We start from the raw sequence: 26,854 nt of genomic DNA, 5'->3' as shown, positions 1-26,854 counted from the left end.
ATTATCTATCTGAGAATTCAAAATTATCAAGTTTAACTTTGGTATTTACCTATTTAATTATTTAAATTTGTATCTTATAATTTATTGTTTATATATATTTTTATAAGTTATAACTTACAAAACTTAATATAAGTTATTGAATTTCAGTTATACCTATGCTATATTTTCATAGGAAAACAAATGAAGGAGATCCCCATGATCAAACGAGAACTGTATATGAGGCATATCAGACCGTTCATCGGAAACGACCTGATCAAGGTGCTGACCGGTATCCGTCGTAGCGGAAAGTCGGTCATGCTTGAACTTATCCAGGAAGAACTCAAAGCCAGCGGACTGTCAGAAGATCACTTCATCTGCATCAATTTTGAAGACATGACCAATGCCCATCTCTGTACAGCAGAGACACTTCATGCAGAAATGCTAAGACGTATTTCCACCATACAAGGAAAAGCATATCTTTTCCTTGATGAAATACAGGAGGTCAAGGAATGGGAAACCTGCATCAATTCACTGAGGGTAGAATCCGACTGCGACATCTACCTTACAGGTTCAAACGCAAAGCTTCTGTCCGGTGAACTTGCCACGTATCTGGCAGGAAGATATGTCGAGTTCACTGTCTATCCCTTTTCTTTCTCAGAATTCCTGGAACTGTATCGTGAGACCGTCCCTGAGGCTACAGCCCGTGATGCTTTCTCCCGCTATCTGGTATTGGGTGGCATGCCGTATCTAGGGAAACTCAGCTACAAGGAAGGACCTTGCCGCCAATACCTGCAGGATGTCTACAACTCCGTCGAATTGAAAGACATCGTGAAACGCAACAATGTCCGTGACGTTGATTTATTGGAAAGGGTCATCGGCTATCTCAGCGTCAATGTCGGCCAGCTTTTTTCGGCTTCATCAATTTCGAAATACTTCAGGAGTGAGCACCGTACGGTAGCAACGGAAACGATATTGAACTATATCAGATACTGCACCGATGCCTTTCTATTCTATCGGGTACGGCGGAAGGATATTTCCGGCAAGAAAATCCTTTCCGTCAACGACAAGTATTATCTTGCCGACCATGGCATCCGAGAAGCCGTCTACGGCGGCAACATGCGTGACATCAACATGATTCTGGAAAACATTGTCTTCATGGAAAGTCTGCGTCGCGGCTATAAAGTCATGGTCGGAAAGACAGGAAATCGAGAAATCGACTTCATCTGTGAAAAACAAAGTGAAAAGGTCTATATCCAAGTTACGTACCTGTTCGCATCCGAGGATACGATCGACAGGGAATTCAGGGTATTTGACAGCGTCCGTGACAACTATCCGAAATATGTCGTATCACTCGACGAACTTGATATGAGCCGGAACGGGATCAAGCACCGGAATATCCGTGATTTCCTGCTTGCTGAAGAATGGAATTGAACAGAATGTTGAAATTCCCGAAGTATTTTCACTTTGAAGAAATATCCTTTCGGCTACTATCAAAGGATTCATCTTCCATTGTTGTCATCAGATAAATCATCACCCCGAGTTCTCAGACTCTTTGTCTTTGTATACCTGGGCTGCCTTCTTGTTCTTTCGTCCTGTCTTCAAGCTTATCTGCTTGGCCTACAACCCGCATCCTTTTGGAATCTCGAGCTCAAAGTATTTGCAGACCTTCAGTTGCCGTCCGATGAACGGGGTCACGATCTTCGCCTTGCGCTTGTGCTCGAGGTACCGTATGTTCTTTATCTCGTCGATAGCGGCATCCACGGTCCCGAACTGGTCCTTCAGATTCAGCTTTTTCCAGATGTGCTTGATATGCGAATACACGCTCAGTCCCACGAAGTATCCACATTAGAAGGCTGCACCGCAATGCTGAGGAAGCCGACAATATGGGAAAGGAGACGGCGCAACTGCGCGACAGCGGTAACCCCCATACCTACCTAGGCTGGAACAGCGGTGCACAATCACCGGGAAGCGGAACAGCAGGGGTACATACAGTGGCATGTGGGCTATGGGCTGAATGTGGTGAACTTCACCGCCTTGCCGATGCTGTGCTGCCTCTTTATGAGGACTTTCATTGCCATGCCTATGTCCTCCTAATGGTAATTGGGCTCGGGAGCCTTTCCCCGGCTATCGTCTGCTTTCCGCACAGTGTGGAAGATACATGAACCAGTCAATAAATTTGCCAAAGACTTGATTTCGTACGAAAAACCGTACTATTTTAATGATCGAGGTGCTGTATGATTACTGCCAATACCATAAGCGTGAGAGACAATTTCAAGAACTTCTGCGACATCGCCGCAAACGGTGAGCCTGTAATTGTATCCCGTACCAAGAACAAAAATGTAGTGCTGGTTTCTGAAACCGAATTCAGAAAAATGGAAAAAGTCTATAACAATGCCCAGTATCTGGCAAAGATTGATGAGGCTATGCAGTCCCTGAAAAAAGGAAATGTGAAGACCATCACCGATGAAGAAGCTAAGAAGCTGGGACTGCATGAGGACTAATATCATTTTCTCACCTAAGGGCTTCGACGAATACACTTCATAACTGAAGGATGACCATACGACCTAGGAAAAAATCAGCAAGCTTATACTTGAGATTGTCCGCAAAGGGGTTCTTGAAGGTTCCGGCAATCCTGAGCGGCTCAAATACAAGAATGAGGAAATTTACAGTAGACGAATCAACCAGAAGGATTGCCATATCGCAACCGACCGGCAACACAGTTTTGTAACTGCAAGACTGATGATACTGGTCTGGATACTCTTGTTTCAATTATCCGCTAACAATACGGCGCAAACTTATATGTAAAATTATTATAATAAATGACACAATAATGTTGAAATATGATATAATTTTGAATATAGTGTTGATAATCTGTGCTAGACATAGATTTGGAGGTTTCCATGATATTGGAGTTTTCGATAGCAAATACCTATTGTATCAAAGAGTTGCAGACCGTCAGTTTTGAAACAGCATTGACCAACAATGTCGATGACGACCTACATGTATGTGTGATGCCGGATGGGAAGAAATTGTTGAAGATTGCCTGTGTATATGGTGCCAATGCTTCAGGAAAATCGAAATTGCTTGTGGCTTTGCGGGACTATTTGAATTTTATGCTTCACAGTTTCCAGAATATCAAGCCGGACGCCCCGACTGGACATGTCCCTTTCCTGTTCGATGAAACCTGCAGGAACTCTCCCGGTTTTTTTTCCATCACCTTCTATCATGTCCCTGAAGGCTCCTTGACCAATGAACCCCGGCGATTCGTCTATGAACTCAGTATGGATGCACATAAGGTTTTTAAGGAATCTTTGGTTTATTACCCGAAGTCCCAGAAGAAACTTATCTTCAACCGTATCGGTACCCATGTAAAATGGGGGGATATGATAAAAGGGACAAAGAAGCAGATTTCCCAGATGATCAGGGACAACGTATCGTTGATCAGTGGAGCGGCCAACCTCAATCAAACTTTCATGGCTTCTATCCATAAAGTACTGAGTGGCTTGTTGCCTGAACCGCTCATTACCCCGGACCGTTATTATGATATTTTTACAGCCATGTCCGTCGATGCCATTGAAAAGCGCAACGTTATTTCAGTACTGAAAGCAGCTGATTTCCATGATATCAGTGATATAACGATGAAAGAATTTGATTTTTCTACGCAACTGGAAACACAAATGTCTCATGATGTAGTAGAAGAATTGAAGAAAAATGGAGTGAATATGAAACAATGGGATGTGTCTGTTACCCATACATTTGAAGGACATGCGATGGAATTGCCTTTGGATGAAGAATCAGAGGGAACGCAAAGGTTTCTCGAAACGATGGTGCCGCTGATACTCTCCTGCAATATTCCGAAGTTGCTGCGGATCGATGAAATAGAATCTTCCCTGCATATCGAACTGATAGAATTCTTCATCAGGTCTTTCCTTCATAATTGCAATGACAGCCAGTTGCTGTTCACGACTCATATCCTTGATCTTATGGACAGCAAATTGCTTAGGGATGATGAAATCTGGATTGCCAGGAAAAAAGAAGATGGTGCATGCGAGTACACTTCCATCACTGACTATACAGGGCTGAGGAAGGATGTCAGTCGAAAATATTACTATGAAGCAGGTAAATTCGGCGGTTATCCTCTGACAGATGGCTATTTTTCTCTCAAAGGATGTATGAATGCCAAGAAAAACAAAAAATAGAAAGAGCAATACAACGATTTTGGTCATTACAGAAGGGAGCACGGAAAAGCTTTATCTGGATTCCTTCAGACGAGAAGTAAGATTGCATAATCTGACGGTTTCTCCGAAGGAAGCAACACATAGCAGTCTGGATGCTATTTTGAAAATGGCGTTCAAAGCTTATGATTCCGGAGTTTATGATATCATTTGCTGTGCCTTTGATCATGATGTCGATACAACTCTAACACGCAAGACGAGAGACGACCTTCGTAAAGCCCGAAACAAAGGGATTGTCTTTCTGGATAGCAATCCATCTTTTGAAGTGTGGTTTCTTGCTCACTTTCTTTTGCCTTCTCATTCATACAGCAATCAGGGTTCGGTGATTGATGAATTGAATCGTCATATTCCTGGCTATGACAAAAAAAAAGAATGGCAGGAAAAACACTCCATGTATCAACTCTTGCACGATAAACTTCCCCGAGCTATCAAGAATTGTGAACAGCTTCGCATATCCTGTGTCGGTGATGAAAAAGCCACATACAGCAATGTCGATAAATTTTTTACTGAAGTAGTCAAAGATTATCAGTTCTCATTGTAATTTCCAAGAAAAAGCCTGCCATTTCCTCTTGGTTTATATTTTCCTGCTTGCTGTATCAGGCATTCCATGAGAATCCCTGAATAGGCTGGAAGCTGATTGGAAACAGTAGTGATAAGACAATTGAAATTCTCCAATTCAATTGCGCTTTGACTGCCATAGATGAACCTAAACAGAAGGAAATTGTCTATGATTTCATATTTCATCAGTTGAAAAAGTGATTGACAAAAACACAGGGGCTTCGCCCTCAGGGAATCGGTGAAGAAGGCCCCCGAGGTGGCCCTGGACATGCTGTCGCTGGCAAGGCGCAACGGCATAGAGGCCGGCTACGTGCTCTTCGACTCATGGCCCACCATGCCGGGGCTGGTGACCAAGATACACGCAATGGGCTACAACGTCGTCGGGATGGTGAAGAAGTCCTCAAGGATACACTTCGAATGGCAGGGGAAGATGGTGAGCGACAAGTACATTTACAGCCACAGCAGGAAGCGCAGGGGACTGGCCCACATAAGGCTCTGGGCCGACATCACCGTGGTATTCGGCAAGGACGGAACGACCACCAGGATACCGGCCAGGATGGTCTTCGTCTCTCACCGTGCCAACCGCAAGGACTGGCTCGTCATCCTCTGCACCGACACCTCGCTCAGCGACGAGGACATCTGCCACCTATACTCGAGAAGGTGGACGACGTTATCCCGTAATCCTGAATTATTCCGCAAAACGGCCTGAAACAGCGAACGGGATGCCGTAGCCAACTTCCGGAAGAGAAGATGCGGAATAATTCCATCAGCGTATGCCGCACATCCTTGCCTTGAGTTCTTCATAGTCCCTCTTGTCCTTGCCGGACAATTCCTGGACCGACGGAGACTGTCCGACGGCTTTCCGCAATTTCTCCTGGTCCGGTTTTATGTACGCCATGGTGGTCGTCACCTCTGCATGGCAATACCCGGATAGACAAAACAGGTTGTTATTTCAACATTTGTATGGATTGGATATAAATTTTCGGGAATTCGGGATGTATGTCGTGATGATTTTTCAGAACGTAGCAATGACGGCATCCCGTCGGCTTTCAGAATAATCATGATGGGCATAATACTCTGTGACGATGCCCGTTGCTTTCCTGGAATCATCTCCGTGCATTGCATTCCTCCTTTCTTGGAATGGAAGAATGACAGCATGGGTGTTTTTCGCTGCAGAATTATTCCGTATTTTCTGGTGTTGATTTCTATCCTATGTGTTCAAATGCCATTTTAGCTACTTTTGCGGAATAATTCAGAATTACGGAATAAGATCTCTTATTCCGCAAACGGGATAATCGACGGAGGTATTCTACAAGGTCTGCAAGAACGTGCTGCACATCACCAAGGGCTGCCAGTGCCGCCACTACGGCAGCATCGTCAGCTATGTCTCCCTGGTCCTCATCCAGTACATGATGCTGGCCGTCATGGAACGCAGCGATGTTGACGAAAGGACGATCGGCGAGCTGTTCTTCTACATGTGCGACCAGCTGGCGGACATCTCCGCTCAGGCGGCTCTGGCCCTCATTATCAGGGCCGTCTTCGATGACATTGCACAGTCCTTCTGTCTTTCTGAGCCGGACAGGACAAGGCTGATGGATATCTTCCTGAAGCACCTTCCCGATGCCCTCGGAGAGAACCTGAAAGCGAGTGCCTGATCAACTGCGAAACTTCAGATATATATTTTATTTTTGTAAAAAAACTCAAATAACAAAAATAAAAAGCTACTTATTCGTATCCATTTTGAAACAATAAATCAAATAATCAGTGAAACAGAAATTGCAACTTGATCTAATTACATGTCAAACTATCATAATAAAAATGAAACAGGTATGATGCTATTGTTGAACAACGGTATATTGCCACCAATGCAAATAATTTACTATTAGCAAATGCAAAAGGATGTATCGTGAATTACAATATAGTTCCTATGGTAGGCAATTCTTCATAAGGACGACGATTTGGGTTAACTGCTGGACGGGGGAACAGGTTGCACCTGTCAAAAGATAATTACATAGGATCTGGATACCATTGAATCCCTGTGCATAGGGATCCTGGCCTATCGTAGCAATAGTCAGCCCGTCTTTGAGCAATTGTTTTATGTCGGCAGTTTCATCATATGTGATGATATGCAGGTCATTCTTACCTCTTTCATCGATGATTGCCTGAATTCCCTTTCCAGGGAAAGGACCTGCATAGCAGATGTTTCTGACATCTGCATGCCTTTGCAGCAGCTGCTTGGTCATCTTGTAGGAAAGCTCACCATTTTCATCATTATGAAGGACTTCAATGACCTGGAGGTTTGGATAGTTCAATCTGATATTTTCCAGAAAGCCTTTGACGCGTTCTTCTACTCCAAGGTTCTCGCGGGAACCAGCTATAACCGCAATCTCTTCTTTCTCTCCATGGGCAAGGAAGCCGAACAAATCCGCACCGACGTAGCCGGTCTTCAAGTAGTCACAGCCGACATAAGCCAAGTAATGTACTTCTTCGATACTGGTATTCATGCAGACAATGGGAATATGCTTTGCTTCCAGCTCCTGGAGTTTCGTCCTGACCTGTACATCATTGATCGGTGTAAGTGCAAGTCCGTCTATATGCCGTGCCATCAGCTGGTCAATAAGACGAACCTGCTCCTCTGGATCATAGTCGCGTTGGACAACAAGTTCGATTCTGAACCCAAGGTCCTTGTACATCTTCAAGCCGTCACGTATACCGTCCTGCAGCATGCCGAAAAGAGGCCTTGCATCAGAAAAGGCAAGTATACCTATCTTTTTCCGATGGTATCTCCTGTTTGCAAGTGACTTCGCTGCAATATCTGGAGTATAGCCCAATTCTTTTGCAATTGCCCTCACATGGTCCGCAACTTCCGGATTGACCCCTTTCCTGTTGTTAAGGGCACGGTCTACCGTACCACGCGAAACATGTGCTTTCTCTGCTATTTCCTGAATAGTGACGGCCATCAACCGATATCCTTTATCTGCAGTATTTTTCGACGTGAGCCTTTGTCTTTGCTGCTGCAATCCTTACGTTTTCTTCTTGACTCAGCAGATAGTAAGCCGGTCTGAATACTTCTACAGTACAGACATTACCGGTAAAACCGATCTTTTTCAATGTCCTGGCATATCGTCCATGGTCAAGGCAATCTCCCTCATCTCCAGGCCATAACCGGATCTCATCGGTATTGTAGGCTGCGCCGCATGGCATATCCTCCATGCCGTTGAGATGCCAGATGAATATCTTGCTGCCGTCTGCTTTTTCCAGGTCCTGCCAGCAAGATCCCATTGCATGGAAATGATACTGGTCTAGCGTAAGCCCGACAAAAGGTGAATCTACTTCCTCGGCAATTGCATAGGCATCTTCAAACCGATTGATGGTCATGCCAGGGCATCCACAGAACTCAAGGGAAAGCTTGATACCAAAGGGCTTGCACTTCTCTACCATTTCTCTGAGTACGGCTACGGCATCTTCCCTTATCTCAGTTCTGGTAGCTTTGTAGGTGATGTTCTGCGTAGGTACGACTACGATCATCTTGCAACCGAGTATGTTGCAACGTCTGATGATCTCATCAAGCTTACTCATGACAGCTTCCTTCTCGTCTGTTGTCTGCTTCATGTTGAATCCTTCCAGTGCATTGTAGGATAGCATCTTGATTTTGTGTGTCTTAAAATAGTCAGCCAAATCCTCCAATTTGTATTTCTTTGCTTCCAGATCCTTTTCCAAGCACCATGACTGTACATCGATGAATTCAAATCCATACTTCTCACAGTATTCCAAGTCTTTCATGACTGAGTGATCCTTGCAGAAGCGGTCACAGCCTTCATTAAATCCTAGTTTCATAAAATTCTCCTTTTGTATATTCAATGTAACAAATAAAAACGACTTCTTGATGATACATCCTGCTCCTAAAAGCAAGGACAACTAAATCCCCTGATTTTCATAATTCATATTGGCAAGCACCTACATTCTGATAATATACAATATACATTACCGTATAACGTGTCCGCACACGCAAATGCTATTGTAAAACTTTTATGGCTATTCGCTATTCCTAGTGGGTAAGACCCAAACGAGTATTCAAAATTAGGTGGTGTTCTGCTATGTTTAGAGCAAGGAGCAAAGCAGATGATTGACCCGCATTTCCAGAAACTTTTCGCCCTTGGACTGAACATAGAGGAACCCTGGCGCATCACATCAATCGAGATGGAGCCTGCCAATAAAAACCCCTCATTAATGGAACTGCACATAAGGGTCGATTTCGCAGAAGGTGCGAGCTTCCCATACCCAGCAGGATTTGAGCAGGCATGCAAGGTCCACGACACCCGGGAGAGAACCTGGAGGCACCTCAATTTCTTCCAGTATCGCTGCTACATCACGGCGAGGGTTCCCAGGATCATCACGCCCGACGGCAAGGTGAGGACCGTTGATGTTCCCTGGGCCCGAAGCGGCAGCGGGTTCACGCTGATGATGGAGGGCGTGGTGCTCACCCTTGTGAAGCACATGCCGGTCAGGACGGTTGCCCGGGAAATCGGCGAGCACGACACCAAGCTGTGGCGTCTGATAGACTACCATGTGGAGGAGGCCCTCAACGGCCAGGATTTCTCGGATGTCAGTGCGATAGGGGTGGATGAGTACAGCCACAAGGGGCACAACTACATAACGGTGTTCCTGTCCCACCCGGACGTCGTCACCGATGAGGCGGGTAGGCGCAGGCAGGTGGGGAAAGCAAGGGTTCTCTTTGTGACGGAAGGAAAAGACAAGGCTGCCGTGCTGCGCTTCCTGGAGCATTTCAAGGATAAGCACGGCAAGCCTGAACAGGTGAAGGTGGCGACCAGCGACATGATCCACGGCTTCCGCAGCGCCATGGGGGAAAGCTTCCCGAACGCCGTCGTCACCGTGGACAAGTTCCATGTGATCAAGAATTGCTCGGAGGCAGTGGACAACACCCGCAAGCGGGAGCTGCGTTGCAAGGACAATGAGAAGACCAAGGCGCTGAAAGAGACGCGGTACATTTGGCTGAAGAACCCCGGCAACCTCACCGACAAGCAACGGGATAGACTCGACCAGTTGCTCCAGGTCGAGTACCTGGACACGGTCCAGGCCTACAGTTGCCGTCTTGAGTTGCAGGATTTCTATGAGACCCACAAGGCCTATGATGAGGACATGGTATCAGCCTTTGAGCAGTTGGCCATCAAGTTCGCGAACTCCACGGTCATGGAGATGCGCAAGTTTGCAGCGTGCCTTACAAGGAACGCAGTCGAGATTCTCAACTACTTCCTGACCTTGAGGACAAATGCCATCCTGGAGGGATTCAACTCGAAGATAAGCATCATCAAGAGCCGTGCAAGAGGCTTCAAGAACATGAGGAACTTCATGAATATGATCTACTTCGTCTGTGGAGAATTGTCACTCCCCCTACAGCCAATCATGTAGAGCTACCCACTACAAACAGCGAAAGGCCACTTTTATTGTACCTGGTCAAGAAAAATAATTGCATCGCAGAAAGATAAAATCAGTTCTCAGACGTTTATTTCTATTGCTAGGTTTGAAATAAACACTTCTATCGAAACCAGGGTTCTAAAATATCGGCATTAATCCTCTGATTAGGGAAAAGTATTGGCGAATAAACTCAATATCAAGGATTAAGCATGCAAGCTATATTCCGTCGGATAAGCTATACTTTGTCGTATCTCAGCCTCTTCAAAGGTAAAATCAGTACTGGTCCAGCTTATGCACCCCAAGCACAAGGAAAACCGCCTATATCTAAAACATATGACAGGAATCTTTCCAGCTGCAGTCATGGAGATTCAGATGCATAGAGTTAAACATAAAACAGACTTCAACCCATAAAATCGAGTGGATACGGATATCGATAACAGTGAAATACTCACTCTTTCCTTCGGAAAAAGATAAGCAACAATATTGATTGACAAATAAATTAAACACTCAAAGAATCAAATTTCACCAGCACATCGGTCTGAACTTGTCGTAGAAAAATCACAGCGGATTATTCGTCCTCCCTTACAAACAAAGCGAACATGTTCCAAACAAGCGACATTCTTAAGTGGATTATCATCCACAGCAATCATATCAGCATCATAGCCTGAGGTAAGTTGCCCAGTTTTTCGCTCCATCAAATGTGCAGCATATACGGTCACGCCCTTGATTGCTTCCTTTTCAGACATTCCTAATTGTACCATATAATTAACGTCTTTCCAAAGTAAGCCATGGTTGGCATCGCTTCCAACCACAAATCGAGGTTTTGCAGCAACCAATCTTGACAGCCTTTTCTCTACTTCCGCCCGATAGTATTTCACTTTCTCAACATGAGCGGCAGGACACATGGGTAATCTTAAATCATCCATGAAAATACCGGGTGTAAAACATACCGTTGAATTACTCTTCATAATTAATTCAATGTTGTGTTCATCAACCCAATAGCAATGGTCAAGAACAGAAATACCTTCTTCAACACAGTATTGCAGTCCTTGCCCTCCTATGCAATGAGCAGAAGTCTTTATGCCACAACTATAAGCTTCATCGATAACAGCTCGGATCTCTTCCCTACTGAGATACCAGTCAATATGTTCACTTGGAGTTCCAGAAGTAACAAAAATTTTCAACCAATCAACACCATGATGCAAGTTTTCACGAGCCTGCTTCCTGAATTCTTCGACCCCTGAAAAAGCCCTGCCGACATAACCATGTCCATGTATCCCCTTCATACCAATACCTGAAACCTGCATCCAAGGAGCTATGATGTCTTCGCATGTAGCACTGTCTCTCAGGACAATGTCAAGATAATATCGATCACCCATACATCTCAGACCCGTTATACCATGGTACAGATCATCTTTTATGGCTCTCAGAGCCCGAAGTGTTTGTACAGATTCAGCATCATCCATCATGTCCAGGTGTCCAGGAATCCGAGCATCCAATGCAAGATGGGAATGACAATCTATCAACCCCGGAAGCAATGTCACCGAAGACGGCAATACAACATCAGCAGAATCAGCAGTTCCGGGAAGAATAGATGTAATTGTTTTTCCCTCAATGGTAAGTATTTTATTAGTTTCAAGATGTAGATCAGCTCCTGCAAGCAAATGTGCAACAAACAACCTAATCATTGCAACCCCCCTCAGCACTTGCACATTTCTTTCTATGTGACAAATAGTTACGTAGGACAGGCCAAGCAAAGGAAAGGATAATGAAGAAAAGAAATACATCAGTCAAAGGTCTAGTAAAAATCAGTGCAAAATTGCTATACATCGTACCAGTCAGCTTGATGGCTTCCTCAAGCATAGGCCCCAACAACAAGCCAAGCGCTACAGGAGAAAGAGGATAGTCATATTTTGTCATAAAATAGCCAATGATTCCGGCACCATACATCGTAATAACATCAACAAAATTCTGTTGAATAGAAAACGAACCAACCGTAGCCAATGTTACAATAATCACTATCAGGATTTGTTTTGGAATAACCAAGACTTTGCCAGCAAAACGGCAAAATAACATACCAAGGAAATACAACAAAATGTTAATTATCGCAAAGCCTACCAGAAGTGTATACACTTCACCAGCGTGGGCACTAAAAAGCAAAGGGCCCGGACGTAGACCATGAATGATCAAAGCACCAAGAAAAATCGCTGCAGGAGCACTCCCAGGAATACCCAGCGTCAATAAAGGAATGAGCGAACCTCCGGTAACACCATTGTTTGCTGCCTCACTCGCAATAATGCCTTCAGAAGATCCATGACCGAACTTTTCAGGATGGGTACTGGCTTGCTTTGCTTGGTTATAAGAAAGGAAAGAGGCAATGTCAGGACCTGCTGCCGGAATGATACCTATACCTATTCCCAAAAAGGTTGATCTAAGTAAATTACGGAGATTACTGAATACTTCAAAAACAGAAAAACTCATTTTGCTTATATGAGCTTGTTTCTGTTTATTCTCTTCATGTAAGCTCTCAATCATTCTAAACACTTCAGGCATGCTGAATAAGCCAATCAACACAGAAACAATTTCAAAGCCACTTGATAATTGATAATTGCCAAAAGTAAAACGTGGAAAACCAAGGACAGGATCTTGTCCGACCGTTGCAATCAATAACGAAACAAAGCAAACGAACAGTCCTTTCTTCATATTATGTTCACTGAGCGTAGAGACTACAGACAACCCAAAGATTGCTATCATCATTTGTTCCGGAGGTCCTACTTTCATGGCAACGATTGCCAAGAGAGGTGCCCCAAAAAGCAAAGCCAACGAAGAAATGAATCCTCCAAAAGCCGATGCCATAGTAACCAAGGATAAAGCCCTGCCACTTTCGCCTCTTTCGACCATAGGCCTGCCATCTATAGCAGTCGGTACGCTTGCAGGAGTACCAGGGATGCCAATCAAAACAGCAGGAATCGAACCTCCATACACACCACCACAGTATATTCCTGACAACAACAACATTGCGGCACCCGAAGAAAGCACATATGAAAATGGTACAAAGACAGCCACGCCCATCGTTGCACTGAAACCAGGCAACGCGCCAAAAATAATTCCAATGATAATACCAAGTACCATAAAAAAGAAATTTTGTATGGTAAATACCCCAGACAAGCCCAAAAGAATGTTGTGAATCATCATAACGCTCCCGAAAAAACACTCAAGAAAATATATGTCCAGCCGGTAAATAGACATTGAGGACATCGGTAAAAAATATATAGAGCAACAGAGTAACGACTACAGGAAAAATAAATAGCACTTTCTTACTAGGTATTTTCAGATATAAAAGACTAGAAAACAAAAACAGCAAGGTAGAAATCACATAGCCGATATATGACATTAGAAAAATATATGCTATAACAGCCAATGCAAACACACAGACATGAATTACACACCAAGAGTCCAGATGCTGTTCTTCTTTTTGTTTATCGAACAACAACCATAAGGAAAGGACAAAACTAGCTATCAATAATACCAAAGGATAGTGTGCAGCAGTTGCAGGCATTGCCGGCAATTGCGTTGCAAAGGCAACAAGCAGTCCGATGAATGCCAAGATAAACAATCTGTTACCATTAAGTTTTCCCATCGATTTTTCTCCTTTCTTCATCAGAAAACGGCCAGATAAATTATCGGCCGTTTTCAAAAAACAATTAGTTGGTTTCACTTAATGCTTTTGTAATCAATGCTTTATACGTTTCATGATTCTGATTGAAATAGTCATGGAATTGGTCATATCCCATATACTCTGGGAAAGAACCAGCATTTTTTGCAGCTTTGATATATTCAGGATTATCAAAAGCTTTTCCAATTGCAGTATCCACAGTATGAATTATATTATCCGGTAACCCAGCCGGAGCAATGATACCTCTCCACATTGTATGCGTATAGTCAACGCCACATTCTTTGATAGTTGGAATCTGAGGGGCTACATCAATCCTCTTTACACTCGATACAGCTAAAGGAATGACATTGCCAGCCTCAATCTGTGCAAGGGCCTCACTTACGAATGGTACAGCTACCATACAATTGCCACCTGCAACGGCAGTGACTGCCAGTGCACCACTCTGGAATACCATCCTCTTGAATGAAATCCCAGTGGCTTCTTCCAAACTCAGCCTTAAGAAATCATGGCTGGTCCAGGCCCCACCAAGTCCGAAAGTTACCTGACCCGGATGCTGTTTTACATATTCAACCAACTGCTGGAAGCTTGTAATACCCGAATTCTTTGAAACAACGATGATATGAGGGTCATTGGCATACATGGCAATAGGAGTAAAGGATGTATTATCATAGGTAATTCCCTTAAACAAAAGTTGACCATTGGACATCAGGCAATCCCCATAACTAAGTGTATATCCATCTGGTTTTGCTTCAGAGACCTGAGTCCACCCAATGGTTCCACTGCCACCGCTTACATTTTGTATGACAATATTTTGGCCAAGGGTCGGTTCCATATATTTTGCAAGCAAACGAATTGTAATGTCTGAACCTCCGCCTGCACCATAGGGAACCACAATCTTAACAGGTTTCGTAGGATAACTGTGATTGACCTCCGCAGTACCATTTGCCATCAAAGTAAAGCTGCATACACTGGCAATAATCAAACTCAAAAAAATCTTTTTCATTGTTTTCTCCTTTTGTTTTTTCCTTTTTCCTTTTATTCTTGTGCAAGATGCTCAGCCATTCGACTTACCATCCTGACTGCATTCTCAAATGCATGAGGATTGACAACCCCAGTTCCAGCTATATCATAGGCTGTTCCATGAGCACAGGTTGCAATCGGCACAGGCATCCCCCCTGCAATCGTTATGCCTTGGTCAAAACCTTTGAGTTTGAGTGCAATCTGTCCTTGGTCATGATACATAGTCACGACCCCGTCAAAATCACCTTTGAAGGCCTTGATGAACGTAATATCAGAAGAATAAGGTCCTGTAACATCAATACCCATAGCTTCTGCTTTTTCAATGGCTGGTGTAATAATCTCAATTTCTTCGGTGCCACACTTACCGTTCTCGCCACAATGAGGATTCAAGGCGCAGATGGCAATCCTAGGTTTCTTGACTCCACTCGATTTCAAGGCTTCATTGCACAGGAAAATCGAATTGTCAATCCTTTCAACAGAAAGGCTGCTACTCACATCCTTGATGGGAATATGGCTGGTTGTTCTTGTGGACCATAAGTCATCGACGACATTTATCTCACCGAAAGGCCCGGTCACGCCAAAGGCATGAGCAAGAAAATGATGTTCACTTTCATAAAGGCAGCCAGCTTCACGCAAGCCAGCTTTGTTCAAAGGAACGAAGCAAAATCCTGCAATCAGTTTTTCTTTGCTCAACTGCACTGCTGTCGCCAGCATATCGATACAGGCACGTCCTGCAATAAGAGATACCTTCCCGAATGGAACCTTACAAGGATCAACATTTTTTCGATTCAAGAGAGGATAAAACCCCTCTTGGTCCCATGAAGCCTCACGAGCATCCTCAATTGCCTTGATGCATGAAGTTTTTCCTATAACATCGAATCCTCTTTGCATAACACGTATATCACCGATGAACAGAGGCCTGCAATATGCATCGAAGAAATGGGAAGAAGCTAATTTAGCAAGTATCTCTGAACCGACACCGGCAGCATCGCCGAGCAATATACCTAGAACAGGTTTTTCATTCATACTCTGAAATCTCCTTATGTCAAATATGAAACGGACGAATCTCATCAGCTTAGGTACAGTATCCCACATCCAACAGCACTTCATCCGCAACATTTTCCAAGCAACTTCCATGCCAAAATTCATAGAAGAAACGACCATTCTGTTTGTTAATAAAATATTTCTACGTAATTAGCATACAATAAGCAATTAGCATGGGAAAAAAATTTTATTTACAATACATCTCATTTGATTTTGAATAAAATGCTTACCCGTCTGTTTCAATTGCTGTTCATTTGAGACCACAAACAGACCAATGAAACACTTCAGTCAGGAACTTACAGCTCTGGAAAACATTCAATTTCATCTTGAACAAAGAATCACAAAGAATTACTATTGAAGTATATTGTATACTGTATACAAAAAAAATAAGAGGTAGCATACATGACTATTGACTTTCCTTTCGGACAAAGCAAAATCCATGCCGACATCCCTGAAGACAGGATACAGGACATCTTGGTATCACCCCTGCACAAATACAAGGCACCGGCTTCCCCACAGGAACTTATCAATGAAGCCTTGGAACATCCTATCGGCAGCAAGAAGCTGTGTGAACTCTCAGAAAATCGCCAGCACATCGTTCTGTTGGCCAGTGATCATACTAGGCCAGTACCAAGCAAACTTATCATGCCTGCAATGTTAAGGGAAATACGCAAAGGCAATCCTAAAGCTAAAATTACCATATTGATTGCAACCGGTTGTCATCGTGGAACGACAAAACAAGAACTAATTGCTAAATTTGGGAGAGAAATAGTCGACAAAGAACAAATTGTTATCCATGACTGTGATACTTCTCCTGTAGTTGACATCGGTACACTGCCAAGCGGCGGTACCTGCCTGATCAACAGGTTGGCCGTCGAGGCTGACCTGTTGGTATCCGAAGGATTCATAGAACCTCACTTCTTTGCCGGATACTCAGGATCACGGAAGAGTGTCCTGCCTGGCGTTGCCTCTAGGACGACGGTACTGGCCAACCATTGCTCAGAATTCATTGCAGATTCCCATTCCAGGACAGGAATTCTGGAAGGTAACTTGATACATAAGGACATGGTCTGGGCCGCCCGCAAGGCGAAGTTAGCCTTCATCGTCAACGTGGTCATAGATGCTAGCAAATCTCCCATATATGCAGTCGCAGGAGATACGGAAGCAGCACATGAGGTAGGTTGTCGGTTTCTGAGCAACATGTGCAAGGTTGAAACAACTCCAGCCCCGATAGTCATCTCCACCAACGGTGGTTATCCACTTGACCAGAATATCTACCAAGCCGTCAAGGGGATGACCGCCGCTGAAGCTGCAGTAACTAAATCAGGAGTCATCATTATGCTTGCACGGTCAAACGATGGTACCGGTGGAGATGCTTTCTATCACCAAATGGCAGATGAACCAGATATCAGCAAGACACTCAGACTGTTCATGGACAGGGACCGTACAGCTACCGTCCCCGATCAATGGCAGACACAGATCTTCATCAGGATTTTGCAGAAAGCAACGGTCATCTACATATCGGAAGCTCCCGACGACATGGTACGTGCTTTGCACATGATTCCGGCCCACAGCATAGAAGAAGCATTGAAGCTGGCAGAAAACATTGTGGGTAATCCTCAGGCAAAGATCATAGCAATCCCTGATGGCGTCTCTGTAATAGTCAGCGGTAAAAACCATACCTAGATCTGCTGTCCAAATGTAGTATAATTTCTAAATCTGTTTTTGCGGTGAGTCAATGATTTCAACCAATCGATAGAATTTTTATCGAATCCCCTATGCTGAAAAAAGAATCGGCTTGATTCACTGTCTGCTGTGAAAGTTCATACCAGGCTTACCAAGACCGATGCAAACCCCAGTACATTGCAATGGACAAAAGATAGCGGGTAGTTCTCGAAATGTCGGAATCAAGAATAACGATTTAGATTCGATGACGGAGTCATAACCTGAGAAATCCTTTCACAGTAATTTTTGCTAAATCCTAAACATGCCAAAATTTCTGTTTAGATTTTGTAAAAAAAAAGGCATAGAAAACTAATTTCCATGCCTTCTCTGAAACAATATCAGTTATTTTCCCATTAAAGTAAACATTGTATCACCATATTCATTTTTAAATAATACCAAGGATTGAGCCATGGCAGCCTTGAATGCTACTTTGTCAGGATGTTGTTCAACCTTCACCCCTGCATCTTCAATCTTTTTCAGTAATATCGTTGATTCCTCATCATTGATCTTATACACTTCACTCTGAGCATCTTTTGCAGCTTTAACAAGTGCATCCTGTTGAGAAGCATCAAGTTTATCCCATGCAATGTTACTGATACTAAAAAGCATCGGTGTATACACGTGATCAGTCAAAGACAAATACTTCTGCACTTCATAAAATCGCTGGTTATATATCTCGCTTAATGGATTTTCTTGTCCATCAACTACGCCCTGCTGCAGAGATGAATAAAGTTCGGAAACATCCATCGGTACAGGAATCGCTCCTGCGGCCTCCCAGGCTTTGACTTGGAAACTTGCAGGCAAACAGCGTAATTTTATCCCTTTGAGATCAGCTGGCACAGTCACTGGACGTTTATTGTTTGTCAGCTCTCTGAAACCGATCTCCCAAAATGTCAAAGGATGTATTCCTTTCTGTTGTAACTTACCTTTGATATAATCGCCAGCTTTACCTGCTACAGCAGTACGGGCATCTTTAAGTGAATCAAAGACATATGGCAATTCAAAAGCTTGAATTTCAGGAACCAGACCTGAATAGTAAGAATCACCGCACACTCCGATGTCAACAGTCCCCTGTTGGAATCCGTTGATCATCGAAGACGCATTGCCTAACGTCGTATCATAGAAAACCTTTATATTCACTGAACCCTGCGAATATTCCTGTACCTTATCTGCAAATTTTGCCATAGCCCTTCCAGCTGGGCTACTTGCAGACATACCACCGGTTGCAGCAGAAAGTTCAATTCCTTTTTTACTTTCTGTTTCACCTGTTCCATTTGCGAAAAGCATCGGCAGAGCACAAAGCAATACCAACATCATCATACATTTTCTTTTCATATAGAGCTCCTTATTTATTTTGCCATCTGTGGTAACCACAGACTGATTTGCGGGAAAAGAATCAATAACAGGACAGCAAATAACATTACAAGGACAAAAGGCCAAATCTTCTTGCTTATCGACATCACAGGACGTTCACCGATACCCGAAGCAACAAAAAGTGTCATGCCGACAGGAGGTGTTATCAGACCAATACAAAAGGTCACCACCATCACTACACCAAACTGTATCGGATCAATACCCATTGCACTTGCTGCCGGAGTGAGGATAGGTGCAAAAATCAATACGGCAGGAACAGGATCGAGAAAACAACCGACCACAAGCAACACCATACCTACCAGAATCATGAACACTTTTGGATCATTGGAAATATGAGTGCACATCTGTGCAATCATCTGAGGCAATCCTTGTCGCGTAAGAATCCAACTGAACAATTGTGTGACAGCAACAATGCTAAGAATCATTCCGACACTTTTCAAAGAATTATAAAGACATTGCATAAGTTCCTTGAACTTTAATTCTTTATATACCCACAGTCCGATGACAATGGCATATAGACAGCTGGCAGCAGCAGCTTCAGTCGGGGTAAATATACCAGAATAGATCCCACCCAAAATAATTACTGGTGTCAGCAATGCCCAAATGGATTCTTTGAAACTATGCCAGACTTTTTTCATCGAAAAAGAACCATTGCCTTTATATCCTTCTTTTTTTGAAATCAGTACGGTAAGGATCATCATCAAAATTGCAATCAACAGACCAGGGAAAAGTCCTGCAAGCAACATATCACCGACAGAGTTTCCTGTACTGCAACTATATAATACCATCAGTATACTTGGTGGGATAATCGGTCCAAGCGAACCTCCAGAAGCCTGAAGTGCACAGGCGAAGTCGATATCATAGCCGTTCTTGGTCATTGCAGGAATCATCATTCCACCTATTGCAGCCACACAGGCAGCCCCAGAACCAGTCATGGCAGCAAAAAACGCACTGGCAACGATAACCACAAGGCCCATTCCACCAGGCAAATGCCCGACCAAAGCTTCAGCAAAGCCAATGATTCTTCTCGAAATACCCCCATATTCCATCAATGCACCAGAAATGATAAAGAAAGGTATTGCCATAAGAGGGACAGAACCAACTCCGGTCATCATCTGATTTGCAACAATATTCAAAGGTAAATTCATAAAACCGAGTACATATCCAATTGCAGCAAGTCCCATTGAAGCAACAACAGGTACCCCTAACAGCAATAAAATCAAAAAGAAAACAATCATTAACAAACTACTCATGGATATTGTCTCCTTCCTTTATTCCTTTTAGATCAAGTCGAATTTTCTGCAACAGAATGACTACCCAAGCTGTTGATCCTACTGAAAGAGACATAGTGGAAATATAAACAGGCAATTTCAATATGGATGTAATCTGCCCTGAATGACATTGAAGCAAACAAACATTCCAGCTTTCATAGCAAACAATGGCAACAAATACAATGAACAAGATATCTTGGACCAATTTCAAAATACAAATTGACCGAGATGTCTTGAGTGCATCATGCAACAGTGTGATTGCTATATGTTTTTCATCAATACTCTCCAATGCAGCTCCAATAAAAACAAACCAGACGAACATGAGAATAAATAGTTCATTGCTCCAAGGAATGGACACCTTAAGCACATATCGGGTAACGATGACTATATTTTCCAAAATAATCCACAATAATACGAGGATACCGAGAAAAATTTTAAATCCATGAACCAAGTGAGCATATCTTTTTTCATCCATAACCATGACCTATACCTTTGCAACTGCGCGCACAGGGCAACCATCCATATGCTCCAAATGCAATGGCATACAAATGAATTCACAACTGTCACTGCCAATTTTGTCAAAATTGGCAAGATACTCCACCAAGAGAATATTGTTTCGAAGCAATATAGTGTGCGAAGGCTGTTCTTCAGGGCCAACCTTACGTTCTTTCAGCAATCTGATTGCATAATCCTGAGGGAAATCAAAAGCCACTGTCTGAGGATATATGGATGCAATATATGACAATCCTTCTGGCGTTATATATGGTGCATGATCCCAAAAATCCTCACTTTTCCAATCCATTTGTACGCCCCAATCAGTGCGTAACAACAAAATCTTTGCCCGAGGTCCGGCATTGACTGCCTTTTCAATTTCCTCAGCTGTATAAGCATGATCAGCACATCCCTGAGGTAACACAAGATTGACGACCTGAGCTTTCCCATTGAAATATGATAGAGGGAAAGCCGTGCTGTCTGGAAATTCAGCACCTGTATGACGTGGAAAATCAATGTGGGAAAACCAATGCGAAGCCAGATTGAATCCTGTAATCTGCCACAGGTCTCCACGTTCAAATGAAGAAATCTCTTCCCTATGGAATTTTGGATACCGCCAATGATTTTCGATGATTGGCCAACTCAAATCAATATACACTTTGTCATTTCTCCTTTTACTGGTTGGATAAAACCATTTCCAACGCTAACCACATATAAACATATTCCGTGCCAAGTTCGGTTTGCTGTAAAAAAATTTTATATTTTTTTATTAAACATAATATTTATTGCATTCAACAGAATTTATTTATCATATTTTATTAAAATTCAAATCAACGGAAAATATAATTTTTTTATCAATGTTACAAATATTGTTTCATGAAACAACAACCGTCATTCAAATAAACAGATTCAATGGTATTTCTTTCCTACCTTACATACAAAACACATAGCTTCGGGCCAATTTTCACAACAAAACCATAAAAATGACCTCAGATAGCTTCATCAATTAAACCAGCTTGAAATTTCATCTTCAATATTTCAGGAAAAGCATCATACAAGTCTGCACTACACCATCCGCCAAGCTTCTTCCAAAATTCTCTTGCAACCGGCTATAACAAGCTCTGAATCTTCATCAGGACGCGGTTTTACCTCAAAGCTCAAAATAGGACGTGAAACAGGATTGAGATATCCTATTTCCAAAAGCTTTGACAGATAGGCAGCAAGATATTCCGTATCATTTTCACTGCCTGGATATCCAAAACGGGGATGAAGATCACCATAGCAAGGATTCAAAGGATCAGAAATCAATGTATTGCCCATATGGGCATGCCGGATATATTGTCGTATAGGATCGATAGCTTCATCCAACGTCTCCCTCAACATAGGTATATGGCTACAGTCGACCATCAGTCCGAAGTTATCCACTTCCCGGCATACAGCCTGGGCATAGCGCGCAGCTAACGGAGCAGGTCCGATAAGAGAACATTTATCGATATCTTTGTCAAATATCTCCAATACTACAGGCATCCGACCTTTTTTTGCTACATATCTGCAAATCGTAATCGTGGAATCAACCAAAGCAGCCAAATGCTTTTCAAGAGTATCAGGAGACCATCCCCGTGACAGAAACTGAAAATCCAAAGCTCCAAGACTATAAGCCTCATCCACTCCTGTTTCAAGTTCATGGATTGCCTGAAACCGTTCTGCTTCATCAAGGGAATTGATGTTTAGTCCTGTTCTGAAAAGCCTTCCATGTGCGCTGTATGTACAGCCGACATGGGCTTGGGCGAAGTCTCTTACCACAGCAGCTTCTTGTTCTGGAAACGGCAACTGTCCCAGTTCTATGATATCAAACCATGGATTCTCCATGAGGTGATGCAAGGTCCGGATGAACGATGAAGGAGTTTGGGCAGCCTCAGGGTAAGCCATGGAATGGACAATACCGAGCCTGCAGTATGAACGAATAGGCACCTTCATTTCAATCACCTTCCTTGTTGAGCATAGTGGCAATAGCCGCTTGACACGACGGAACGGAACCAAGGACAGGAATCCCAGACAGTTTGCTACCCTGATCGGCCAAATGTGCCATGGATGCCTGGGCAAGGACAATGACGTCATAGCCAGACGTATCGGCAATCATCTGCAATACTCGTTTATCATGAAGTTCCATGTCTCCGCGCTTCATAGCTTCATAGGCCACGGAATCATCAGAAGATGTGATTTCGGGCAAGGAAAAACCACATTGAATCGCAGTCGCACGCAGATGCCGTTCAGTGGGTTCAACCGTACTACGAGCTGTAGCAATGACTCTAATCCTGCTACCTGATTTCACTGCCAATTCACACATTGCATCGTCGATGGCTATTACAGGCACTTGTATGAACGGTCGTATTTCTTCTACAGTCGGAGTCAAGGTGGAACAAGTGACTACAATCAGTTCAGATCCTGCCAGCTCCATATTCCTGATATCGTTGAAAAGACGAAGCTTGTTGTCTTTGCTGAAAAATCCTCGCAGACCGGGATCAGAAGCTAGGAAATCATCAAATAGATTGTGATAGGCAACCTGGCCTTTTACCAATTTGGACAATTGAGGGACAAAACTATCCAGGACCGGCCGAACCGTATAGATAAGTCCGATATTTTTCATATAAATTGCTCCTTTCTGACATCAATCTCCAGTTATGTACTGGAGATTGATGCCCAAATAATTAATAAACAAATATTTACTTTCCGATTGAAGCCAGATAATCTGCCTCAAACTTGCTCCCATATGTCTTGAAGGTGACACTGTCCATATAGTCGGCAACCAGCTTTTGCTTATTGATATAGCCATCCTGCCAAGCAGAAGTCTGGGAAACTTTCTTGAATACATCAGTCCAATAGGCAACGGCTTCGGGACTCATGTTCTTTGAACCGACGACGGATCTCCAGTTCGGGACCTCAACATCATGATATCCAAGCTCTGAAAGAATCGGAGCAGATTGCAGGTTGCCTGGGAAACGTTTCGAGGCAAGAGCAAGTATCGGTATCAAACGTCCAGCTTCGACATATTGGGAAGCAGCCGCAGGCTTGCAAATAAGAAGGTCCACGTGGTTTCCTAGGATTGAGGTAACAGCAGTACCTGAAGAATCATTTGCAATAAAAGCAAACTGATCGGCAGAAACACCCAGTTCCTTGATCAAAGCAGCGTGGCAGGCGATATCATCACCCTTGGAACCGGCCATCACCACATTATCCCCATTCTGCAGGGCTGCAAGGACATCCTTAAAACTCTTGAATCGAGAATCAGGTGTAACAAAAATCAAGTGGTTGTCAACGGCCATATGGGCAATGGGTTGGAAATCCGAGAACCGTCGGTCAGTATTTTTATCCATCGGCATCAGGTCTCCGCTGTTGAACGTCAACAAGGTGTAATCTGCCTTGGTACCTTTCAATGTCGAGACCAACGCCCTGCCTACTTCTCCTGCACCATCGGTCTTATACTGAATGATGATATTCTGTCCATTCACCAGCTTTTCAGACGTCATGATATCCTGAATGGTCCTGGTAAAGATATCACTTCCACCCCCAGGTGACGAAGTACAATACCATTCGATGTTCTGTGTCGGGACAAAGGTACCTCCAGTCTTCTGTTCACTGTCTCCGTTTGCAAAGACAGGAAGAGCCAATAAAGCGACAGCAACAACTGTCAAGATTTTCTTGTACATGGTTAACTCCTTTTATTTATATAAGATAGCCGGAATTTGCCGGTTACCGTTTTTTCCCCGATAGTATCCCTCTGATGATTGGGGTAGCGATGATTGCAAGCAAGACGATCATAAAGCAGCAGGCAATCGGTTCTGTAAAGAATATGGAGATGCTTCCGTGACTTATGATGAAGGATTTCCTCATGTTTGATTCCAACAGGGGCGCAAGGACGAATGAAAGCAACATGGGAGCTGTGGTATATCCATTCTTTTCACAGAGATAACCAACGACTCCTGATATCAACATGACGATGACACCATACAGAGAATTGGTACTGCTGTAGGAACCTACGATACAGACGATTGTAATACAAGGAATCATCAACTTTATCGGAACAGACAAAATCCGAGTTATCCATGGGATGATTCCCAAAGCGATGGCTAGCGTCAGCAGATTTGCCAACATCAGGGAAGCAATCAAGCTCCAGCAGAATTCAGGTTGGGAAGAAAAAAGCAGAGGTCCGGGATTCAGCCCCCACATCATCAATCCGCCGAGAAGGACAGCTCCGGTACCCGAACCAGGAATTCCAAGGGCAAGCAAGGGTGCAAAGGAACCAGCAGCTGCAGCATTGTTCGCAGCTTCACAGGCAGCAATGCCTTCGATGGCACCGGTCCCCAACGGTTCTTCGCTCTTGAAGCCTTTCTGCATGGCATAGCCAAGGAATGAACCCGTCGTCGCACCAGCTCCAGGTAACACTCCCACGAACGTTCCCATGAAACCACTCCTGATAGCAGGAGGCAACAGTCGGCGCAATTCATGCCGGGACAGCAAGGAACCCTTCAGGGACATCTTTCCTTCAACCACTGTTTTTGTACCGACATCCTTTTCATCAATCAGCTTCATAACTTGGGCAAAACCGACAGTACCGATAACAAACGGGATGAAAGGTATACCCCCCAACAGGAATACATTGCCGAAATCATATCTCGGTGAACCTGTCAGCGTATCCATGCCTACAGTCGCAACCAATATACCGGCAAGGGTAAGGACAACGCCTTTCGTAGGGTTATCCCCCACCAACCATCCAATGCTAGTCATAGCCACCAGAAGCAGGGCTGTCATCTCAACAGGACCGAACTTCAACCCGAACTCGGCCAGTGCAGGTCCCATGAATATGAGGATTGCAATACCGATAAATCCACCGATGAAGGAAGACAAATTGGATGTATATAAGGCTTGTCCAGGCCGCTTCTTCACTGTAGCCATAGGATAGCCATCCAATGTCGTCATAACCGCAGGGCTGTCTCCAGGAATATTCAGCAGGATGGCACTGAAGGAGCCTCCGTACATATTCGAATAATACAGTGCACCCAGCATGATGATTGCTGTCGTTGGATTAAACTTATAGGTAAGAGGAAGCAACAGTGCAACGCCAGCCAAAGAACCTATTCCAGGCATGGCTCCGACCATCAAGCCCAGAATTGCACCCAAACCGGTAACCAACAGATTCTGTATCGACAGGACATTGAGAAGACCGTTGCCCAGCAATATGAGATTATGCATTCATCTACCTCCCTTACATCCAGCTAAATAGCAAACCTTTTGGAAAATCTATGTTGAGCCAACAGCCAAAAGCTCCGATTACAATGACACCCATAATGATGAAACATATTATGGTGGCTTTCCAGCTGGCCTTTTCATAGATACGTACCCACCAGAACAGGAATATCCCAAGTGACAGATACATGCCGAAAACCAAGCATCCAAGCAGGATAGCCAAGGTACCAAGAACCGGATACCAATTTTCCTTCCTGCTGTGTTGATCATCATCCGATCGAGCCTGCAACAAGGTCAGCACGCTGACAATCATGAGACAGATACCGACAATAGACGGGAAAAATCCCGGTAATGGCCCCTTTGTTGCATGATAGAAGCCATACTTGGTTATCCCAAGAAACGCAAAGACGGCACCGAAGACAAAAGTAGCAATCGGAATGATAATCTTTGTCTTTAACTTTCTGAACTTATTCATATTTTGCATCCTTTTCCGTTGACCTGTTCTTCACATAAAACCTGTTGCCTTAAAGTGATCCTGTCCAACGGTGCAAAGCAGAAGCCTGCCTTATATCCGAACATGAAAAGTTCAGACACCATACGTAAAACAAGTTTCTCCAGCAAGCATCGGAAACATGCCAAGGTTCCTGTGATCACTGATGACCAATGGCTAGCAACACTTCACGAAGAAGCTGTTTTTTGACAATGTTACAATCATTTCCGTTTTGACTTCGGTCGTCTTTCCTAGTAAGGCCCCTAGGATTGGTCTGGCTATTCTCATAGACACTCCTCTCTTTTGCTTT

General features: G+C 43.7%; 28 protein-coding genes. 9 read left to right on the top strand and 19 right to left on the bottom strand.

Going from position 1 to position 26,854, the window contains the following annotated elements:
* The first annotated feature begins 195 nt into the window (after window positions 1-195).
* The gene (locus tag LKE40_12970) at window positions 196-1,410 is read left to right on the top strand and encodes an ATP-binding protein (protein MCH3918341.1); all 1,215 of its coding nucleotides are present in this window, start codon (window positions 196-198) and stop codon (window positions 1,408-1,410) included.
* Window positions 1,411-1,596: 186 nt separating this feature from the next.
* On the opposite strand, the gene LKE40_12965 is transcribed toward LKE40_12970, so the two are convergent.
* Entirely contained in the window at window positions 1,597-1,812 is a 216-nt protein-coding gene (locus LKE40_12965; protein ID MCH3918340.1) for a hypothetical protein, read from the bottom strand.
* Window positions 1,813-1,862: 50 nt separating this feature from the next.
* On the opposite strand from LKE40_12965, the gene LKE40_12960 reads away from it, so the two are divergent.
* From LKE40_12960 to LKE40_12940, 5 genes are all read left to right on the top strand, one after another.
* Window positions 1,863-2,141, top strand: a complete 279-nt coding sequence (locus tag LKE40_12960) for a hypothetical protein (protein MCH3918339.1) — start codon at window positions 1,863-1,865, stop codon at window positions 2,139-2,141.
* Between the two features lie 72 nt (window positions 2,142-2,213).
* Complete coding sequence (locus tag LKE40_12955; protein MCH3918338.1) at window positions 2,214-2,480, top strand: type II toxin-antitoxin system Phd/YefM family antitoxin; 267 nt, start codon at window positions 2,214-2,216, stop codon at window positions 2,478-2,480.
* Window positions 2,481-2,574: 94 nt separating this feature from the next.
* Window positions 2,575-2,784: a type II toxin-antitoxin system YoeB family toxin gene (locus tag LKE40_12950; protein MCH3918337.1), complete on the top strand. Its 210-nt coding sequence runs from the start codon at window positions 2,575-2,577 to the stop codon at window positions 2,782-2,784.
* A gap of 95 nt (window positions 2,785-2,879) precedes the next feature.
* Complete coding sequence (locus LKE40_12945; protein ID MCH3918336.1) at window positions 2,880-4,178, top strand: ATP-binding protein; 1,299 nt, start codon at window positions 2,880-2,882, stop codon at window positions 4,176-4,178.
* Complete coding sequence (locus LKE40_12940; protein ID MCH3918335.1) at window positions 4,156-4,755, top strand: RloB family protein; 600 nt, start codon at window positions 4,156-4,158, stop codon at window positions 4,753-4,755. Before LKE40_12945 ends, LKE40_12940 begins: the two co-directional genes overlap by 23 nt.
* Here LKE40_12940 and LKE40_12935 read toward each other — a convergent pair.
* Window positions 4,740-4,958, bottom strand: coding sequence for a DUF234 domain-containing protein (locus LKE40_12935; protein MCH3918334.1), 219 nt, complete (start codon window positions 4,956-4,958; stop codon window positions 4,740-4,742). The two genes, LKE40_12940 and LKE40_12935, sit on opposite strands and share 16 nt — an antisense overlap.
* A 52-nt stretch (window positions 4,959-5,010) precedes the next feature.
* Here LKE40_12935 and LKE40_12930 point away from each other — a divergent pair, with 52 nt between their 5' ends.
* Window positions 5,011-5,481: a transposase gene (locus LKE40_12930; GenBank protein ID MCH3918333.1), complete on the top strand. Its 471-nt coding sequence runs from the start codon at window positions 5,011-5,013 to the stop codon at window positions 5,479-5,481.
* Window positions 5,482-5,977: 496 nt separating this feature from the next.
* Here the strand turns inward: LKE40_12930 and LKE40_12925 are convergent, their stop codons facing one another.
* From LKE40_12925 to LKE40_12915, 3 genes are all read right to left on the bottom strand, one after another.
* The gene (locus LKE40_12925; protein MCH3918332.1) at window positions 5,978-6,385 is read right to left on the bottom strand and encodes a hypothetical protein; all 408 of its coding nucleotides are present in this window, start codon (window positions 6,383-6,385) and stop codon (window positions 5,978-5,980) included.
* A 312-nt stretch (window positions 6,386-6,697) separates the two neighbouring features.
* Window positions 6,698-7,732 (bottom strand): LacI family DNA-binding transcriptional regulator, encoded by a 1,035-nt coding sequence (locus tag LKE40_12920; protein MCH3918331.1) that lies wholly within the window; start codon window positions 7,730-7,732, stop codon window positions 6,698-6,700.
* 13 nt (window positions 7,733-7,745) lie between these two features.
* On the bottom strand, window positions 7,746-8,609 hold the full coding sequence (locus tag LKE40_12915) for a sugar phosphate isomerase/epimerase (GenBank protein MCH3918330.1): 864 nt from the start codon (window positions 8,607-8,609) through the stop codon (window positions 7,746-7,748).
* A gap of 285 nt (window positions 8,610-8,894) precedes the next feature.
* Here LKE40_12915 and LKE40_12910 point away from each other — a divergent pair, with 285 nt between their 5' ends.
* Window positions 8,895-10,202: an ISL3 family transposase gene (locus LKE40_12910; GenBank protein ID MCH3918329.1), complete on the top strand. Its 1,308-nt coding sequence runs from the start codon at window positions 8,895-8,897 to the stop codon at window positions 10,200-10,202.
* Between the two features lie 521 nt (window positions 10,203-10,723).
* Here the strand turns inward: LKE40_12910 and LKE40_12905 are convergent.
* Genes LKE40_12905 through LKE40_12885 form a run of 5 tightly spaced genes read right to left on the bottom strand, consistent with a single transcriptional unit; the run spans window position 10,724 to window position 15,930 of the window.
* Window positions 10,724-11,896 carry an amidohydrolase family protein gene (locus tag LKE40_12905; GenBank protein ID MCH3918328.1) on the bottom strand — a complete coding sequence of 391 codons (1,173 nt, stop codon included), beginning with the start codon at window positions 11,894-11,896 and terminating at the stop codon, window positions 10,724-10,726.
* On the bottom strand, window positions 11,889-13,403 hold the full coding sequence (locus tag LKE40_12900) for a tripartite tricarboxylate transporter permease (GenBank protein ID MCH3918327.1): 1,515 nt from the start codon (window positions 13,401-13,403) through the stop codon (window positions 11,889-11,891). The genes LKE40_12905 and LKE40_12900 overlap by 8 nt, the downstream gene beginning before the upstream one ends.
* A 19-nt stretch (window positions 13,404-13,422) precedes the next feature.
* A complete protein-coding gene (locus LKE40_12895) occupies window positions 13,423-13,869 on the bottom strand; it encodes a tripartite tricarboxylate transporter TctB family protein (GenBank protein MCH3918326.1) in 447 nt (148 codons plus the stop codon).
* 43 nt (window positions 13,870-13,912) lie between these two features.
* Complete coding sequence (locus LKE40_12890; GenBank protein MCH3918325.1) at window positions 13,913-14,887, bottom strand: tripartite tricarboxylate transporter substrate binding protein; 975 nt, start codon at window positions 14,885-14,887, stop codon at window positions 13,913-13,915.
* Between the two features lie 32 nt (window positions 14,888-14,919).
* Window positions 14,920-15,930 (bottom strand): 4-hydroxythreonine-4-phosphate dehydrogenase PdxA, encoded by a 1,011-nt coding sequence (locus LKE40_12885; protein ID MCH3918324.1) that lies wholly within the window; start codon window positions 15,928-15,930, stop codon window positions 14,920-14,922.
* A 420-nt stretch (window positions 15,931-16,350) separates the two neighbouring features.
* Here LKE40_12885 and larA point away from each other — a divergent pair, with 420 nt between their 5' ends.
* On the top strand, window positions 16,351-17,634 hold the full coding sequence (larA, locus tag LKE40_12880; protein ID MCH3918323.1) for a nickel-dependent lactate racemase: 1,284 nt from the start codon (window positions 16,351-16,353) through the stop codon (window positions 17,632-17,634).
* A 381-nt stretch (window positions 17,635-18,015) separates the two neighbouring features.
* On the opposite strand, the gene LKE40_12875 is transcribed toward larA, so the two are convergent.
* The 9 genes from LKE40_12875 to LKE40_12835 all read right to left on the bottom strand — a co-directional run bounded on the left by LKE40_12875 (window position 18,016) and on the right by LKE40_12835 (window position 26,529).
* Window positions 18,016-18,990, bottom strand: coding sequence for a DctP family TRAP transporter solute-binding subunit (locus tag LKE40_12875; protein ID MCH3918322.1), 975 nt, complete (start codon window positions 18,988-18,990; stop codon window positions 18,016-18,018).
* 32 nt (window positions 18,991-19,022) lie between these two features.
* On the bottom strand, window positions 19,023-20,300 hold the full coding sequence (locus LKE40_12870) for a TRAP transporter large permease (GenBank protein ID MCH3918321.1): 1,278 nt from the start codon (window positions 20,298-20,300) through the stop codon (window positions 19,023-19,025).
* The gene (locus LKE40_12865; GenBank protein MCH3918320.1) at window positions 20,293-20,793 is read right to left on the bottom strand and encodes a TRAP transporter small permease subunit; all 501 of its coding nucleotides are present in this window, start codon (window positions 20,791-20,793) and stop codon (window positions 20,293-20,295) included. The genes LKE40_12870 and LKE40_12865 overlap by 8 nt, the downstream gene beginning before the upstream one ends.
* 9 nt (window positions 20,794-20,802) lie before the next feature.
* The gene (locus LKE40_12860) at window positions 20,803-21,468 is read right to left on the bottom strand and encodes a cyclase family protein (GenBank protein MCH3918319.1); all 666 of its coding nucleotides are present in this window, start codon (window positions 21,466-21,468) and stop codon (window positions 20,803-20,805) included.
* Window positions 21,469-21,875: 407 nt separating this feature from the next.
* Entirely contained in the window at window positions 21,876-22,787 is a 912-nt protein-coding gene (locus LKE40_12855; GenBank protein ID MCH3918318.1) for a sugar phosphate isomerase/epimerase, read from the bottom strand.
* Window position 22,788: 1 nt separating this feature from the next.
* Window positions 22,789-23,457, bottom strand: coding sequence for an aspartate/glutamate racemase family protein (locus LKE40_12850; GenBank protein ID MCH3918317.1), 669 nt, complete (start codon window positions 23,455-23,457; stop codon window positions 22,789-22,791).
* Between the two features lie 76 nt (window positions 23,458-23,533).
* Window positions 23,534-24,517, bottom strand: coding sequence for a tripartite tricarboxylate transporter substrate binding protein (locus LKE40_12845; protein MCH3918316.1), 984 nt, complete (start codon window positions 24,515-24,517; stop codon window positions 23,534-23,536).
* A 43-nt stretch (window positions 24,518-24,560) separates the two neighbouring features.
* The gene (locus LKE40_12840; protein MCH3918315.1) at window positions 24,561-26,060 is read right to left on the bottom strand and encodes a tripartite tricarboxylate transporter permease; all 1,500 of its coding nucleotides are present in this window, start codon (window positions 26,058-26,060) and stop codon (window positions 24,561-24,563) included.
* A gap of 13 nt (window positions 26,061-26,073) precedes the next feature.
* A complete protein-coding gene (locus tag LKE40_12835; GenBank protein MCH3918314.1) occupies window positions 26,074-26,529 on the bottom strand; it encodes a tripartite tricarboxylate transporter TctB family protein in 456 nt (151 codons plus the stop codon).
* Window positions 26,530-26,854: the final 325 nt, after the last annotated feature.

Source organism: Spirochaetia bacterium (assembly GCA_022482625.1).
Classification (GTDB): Bacteria; Spirochaetota; Spirochaetia; order Sphaerochaetales; family Sphaerochaetaceae; genus Pleomorphochaeta.
This window is presented reverse-complemented; position numbering and strand designations above follow the sequence as displayed.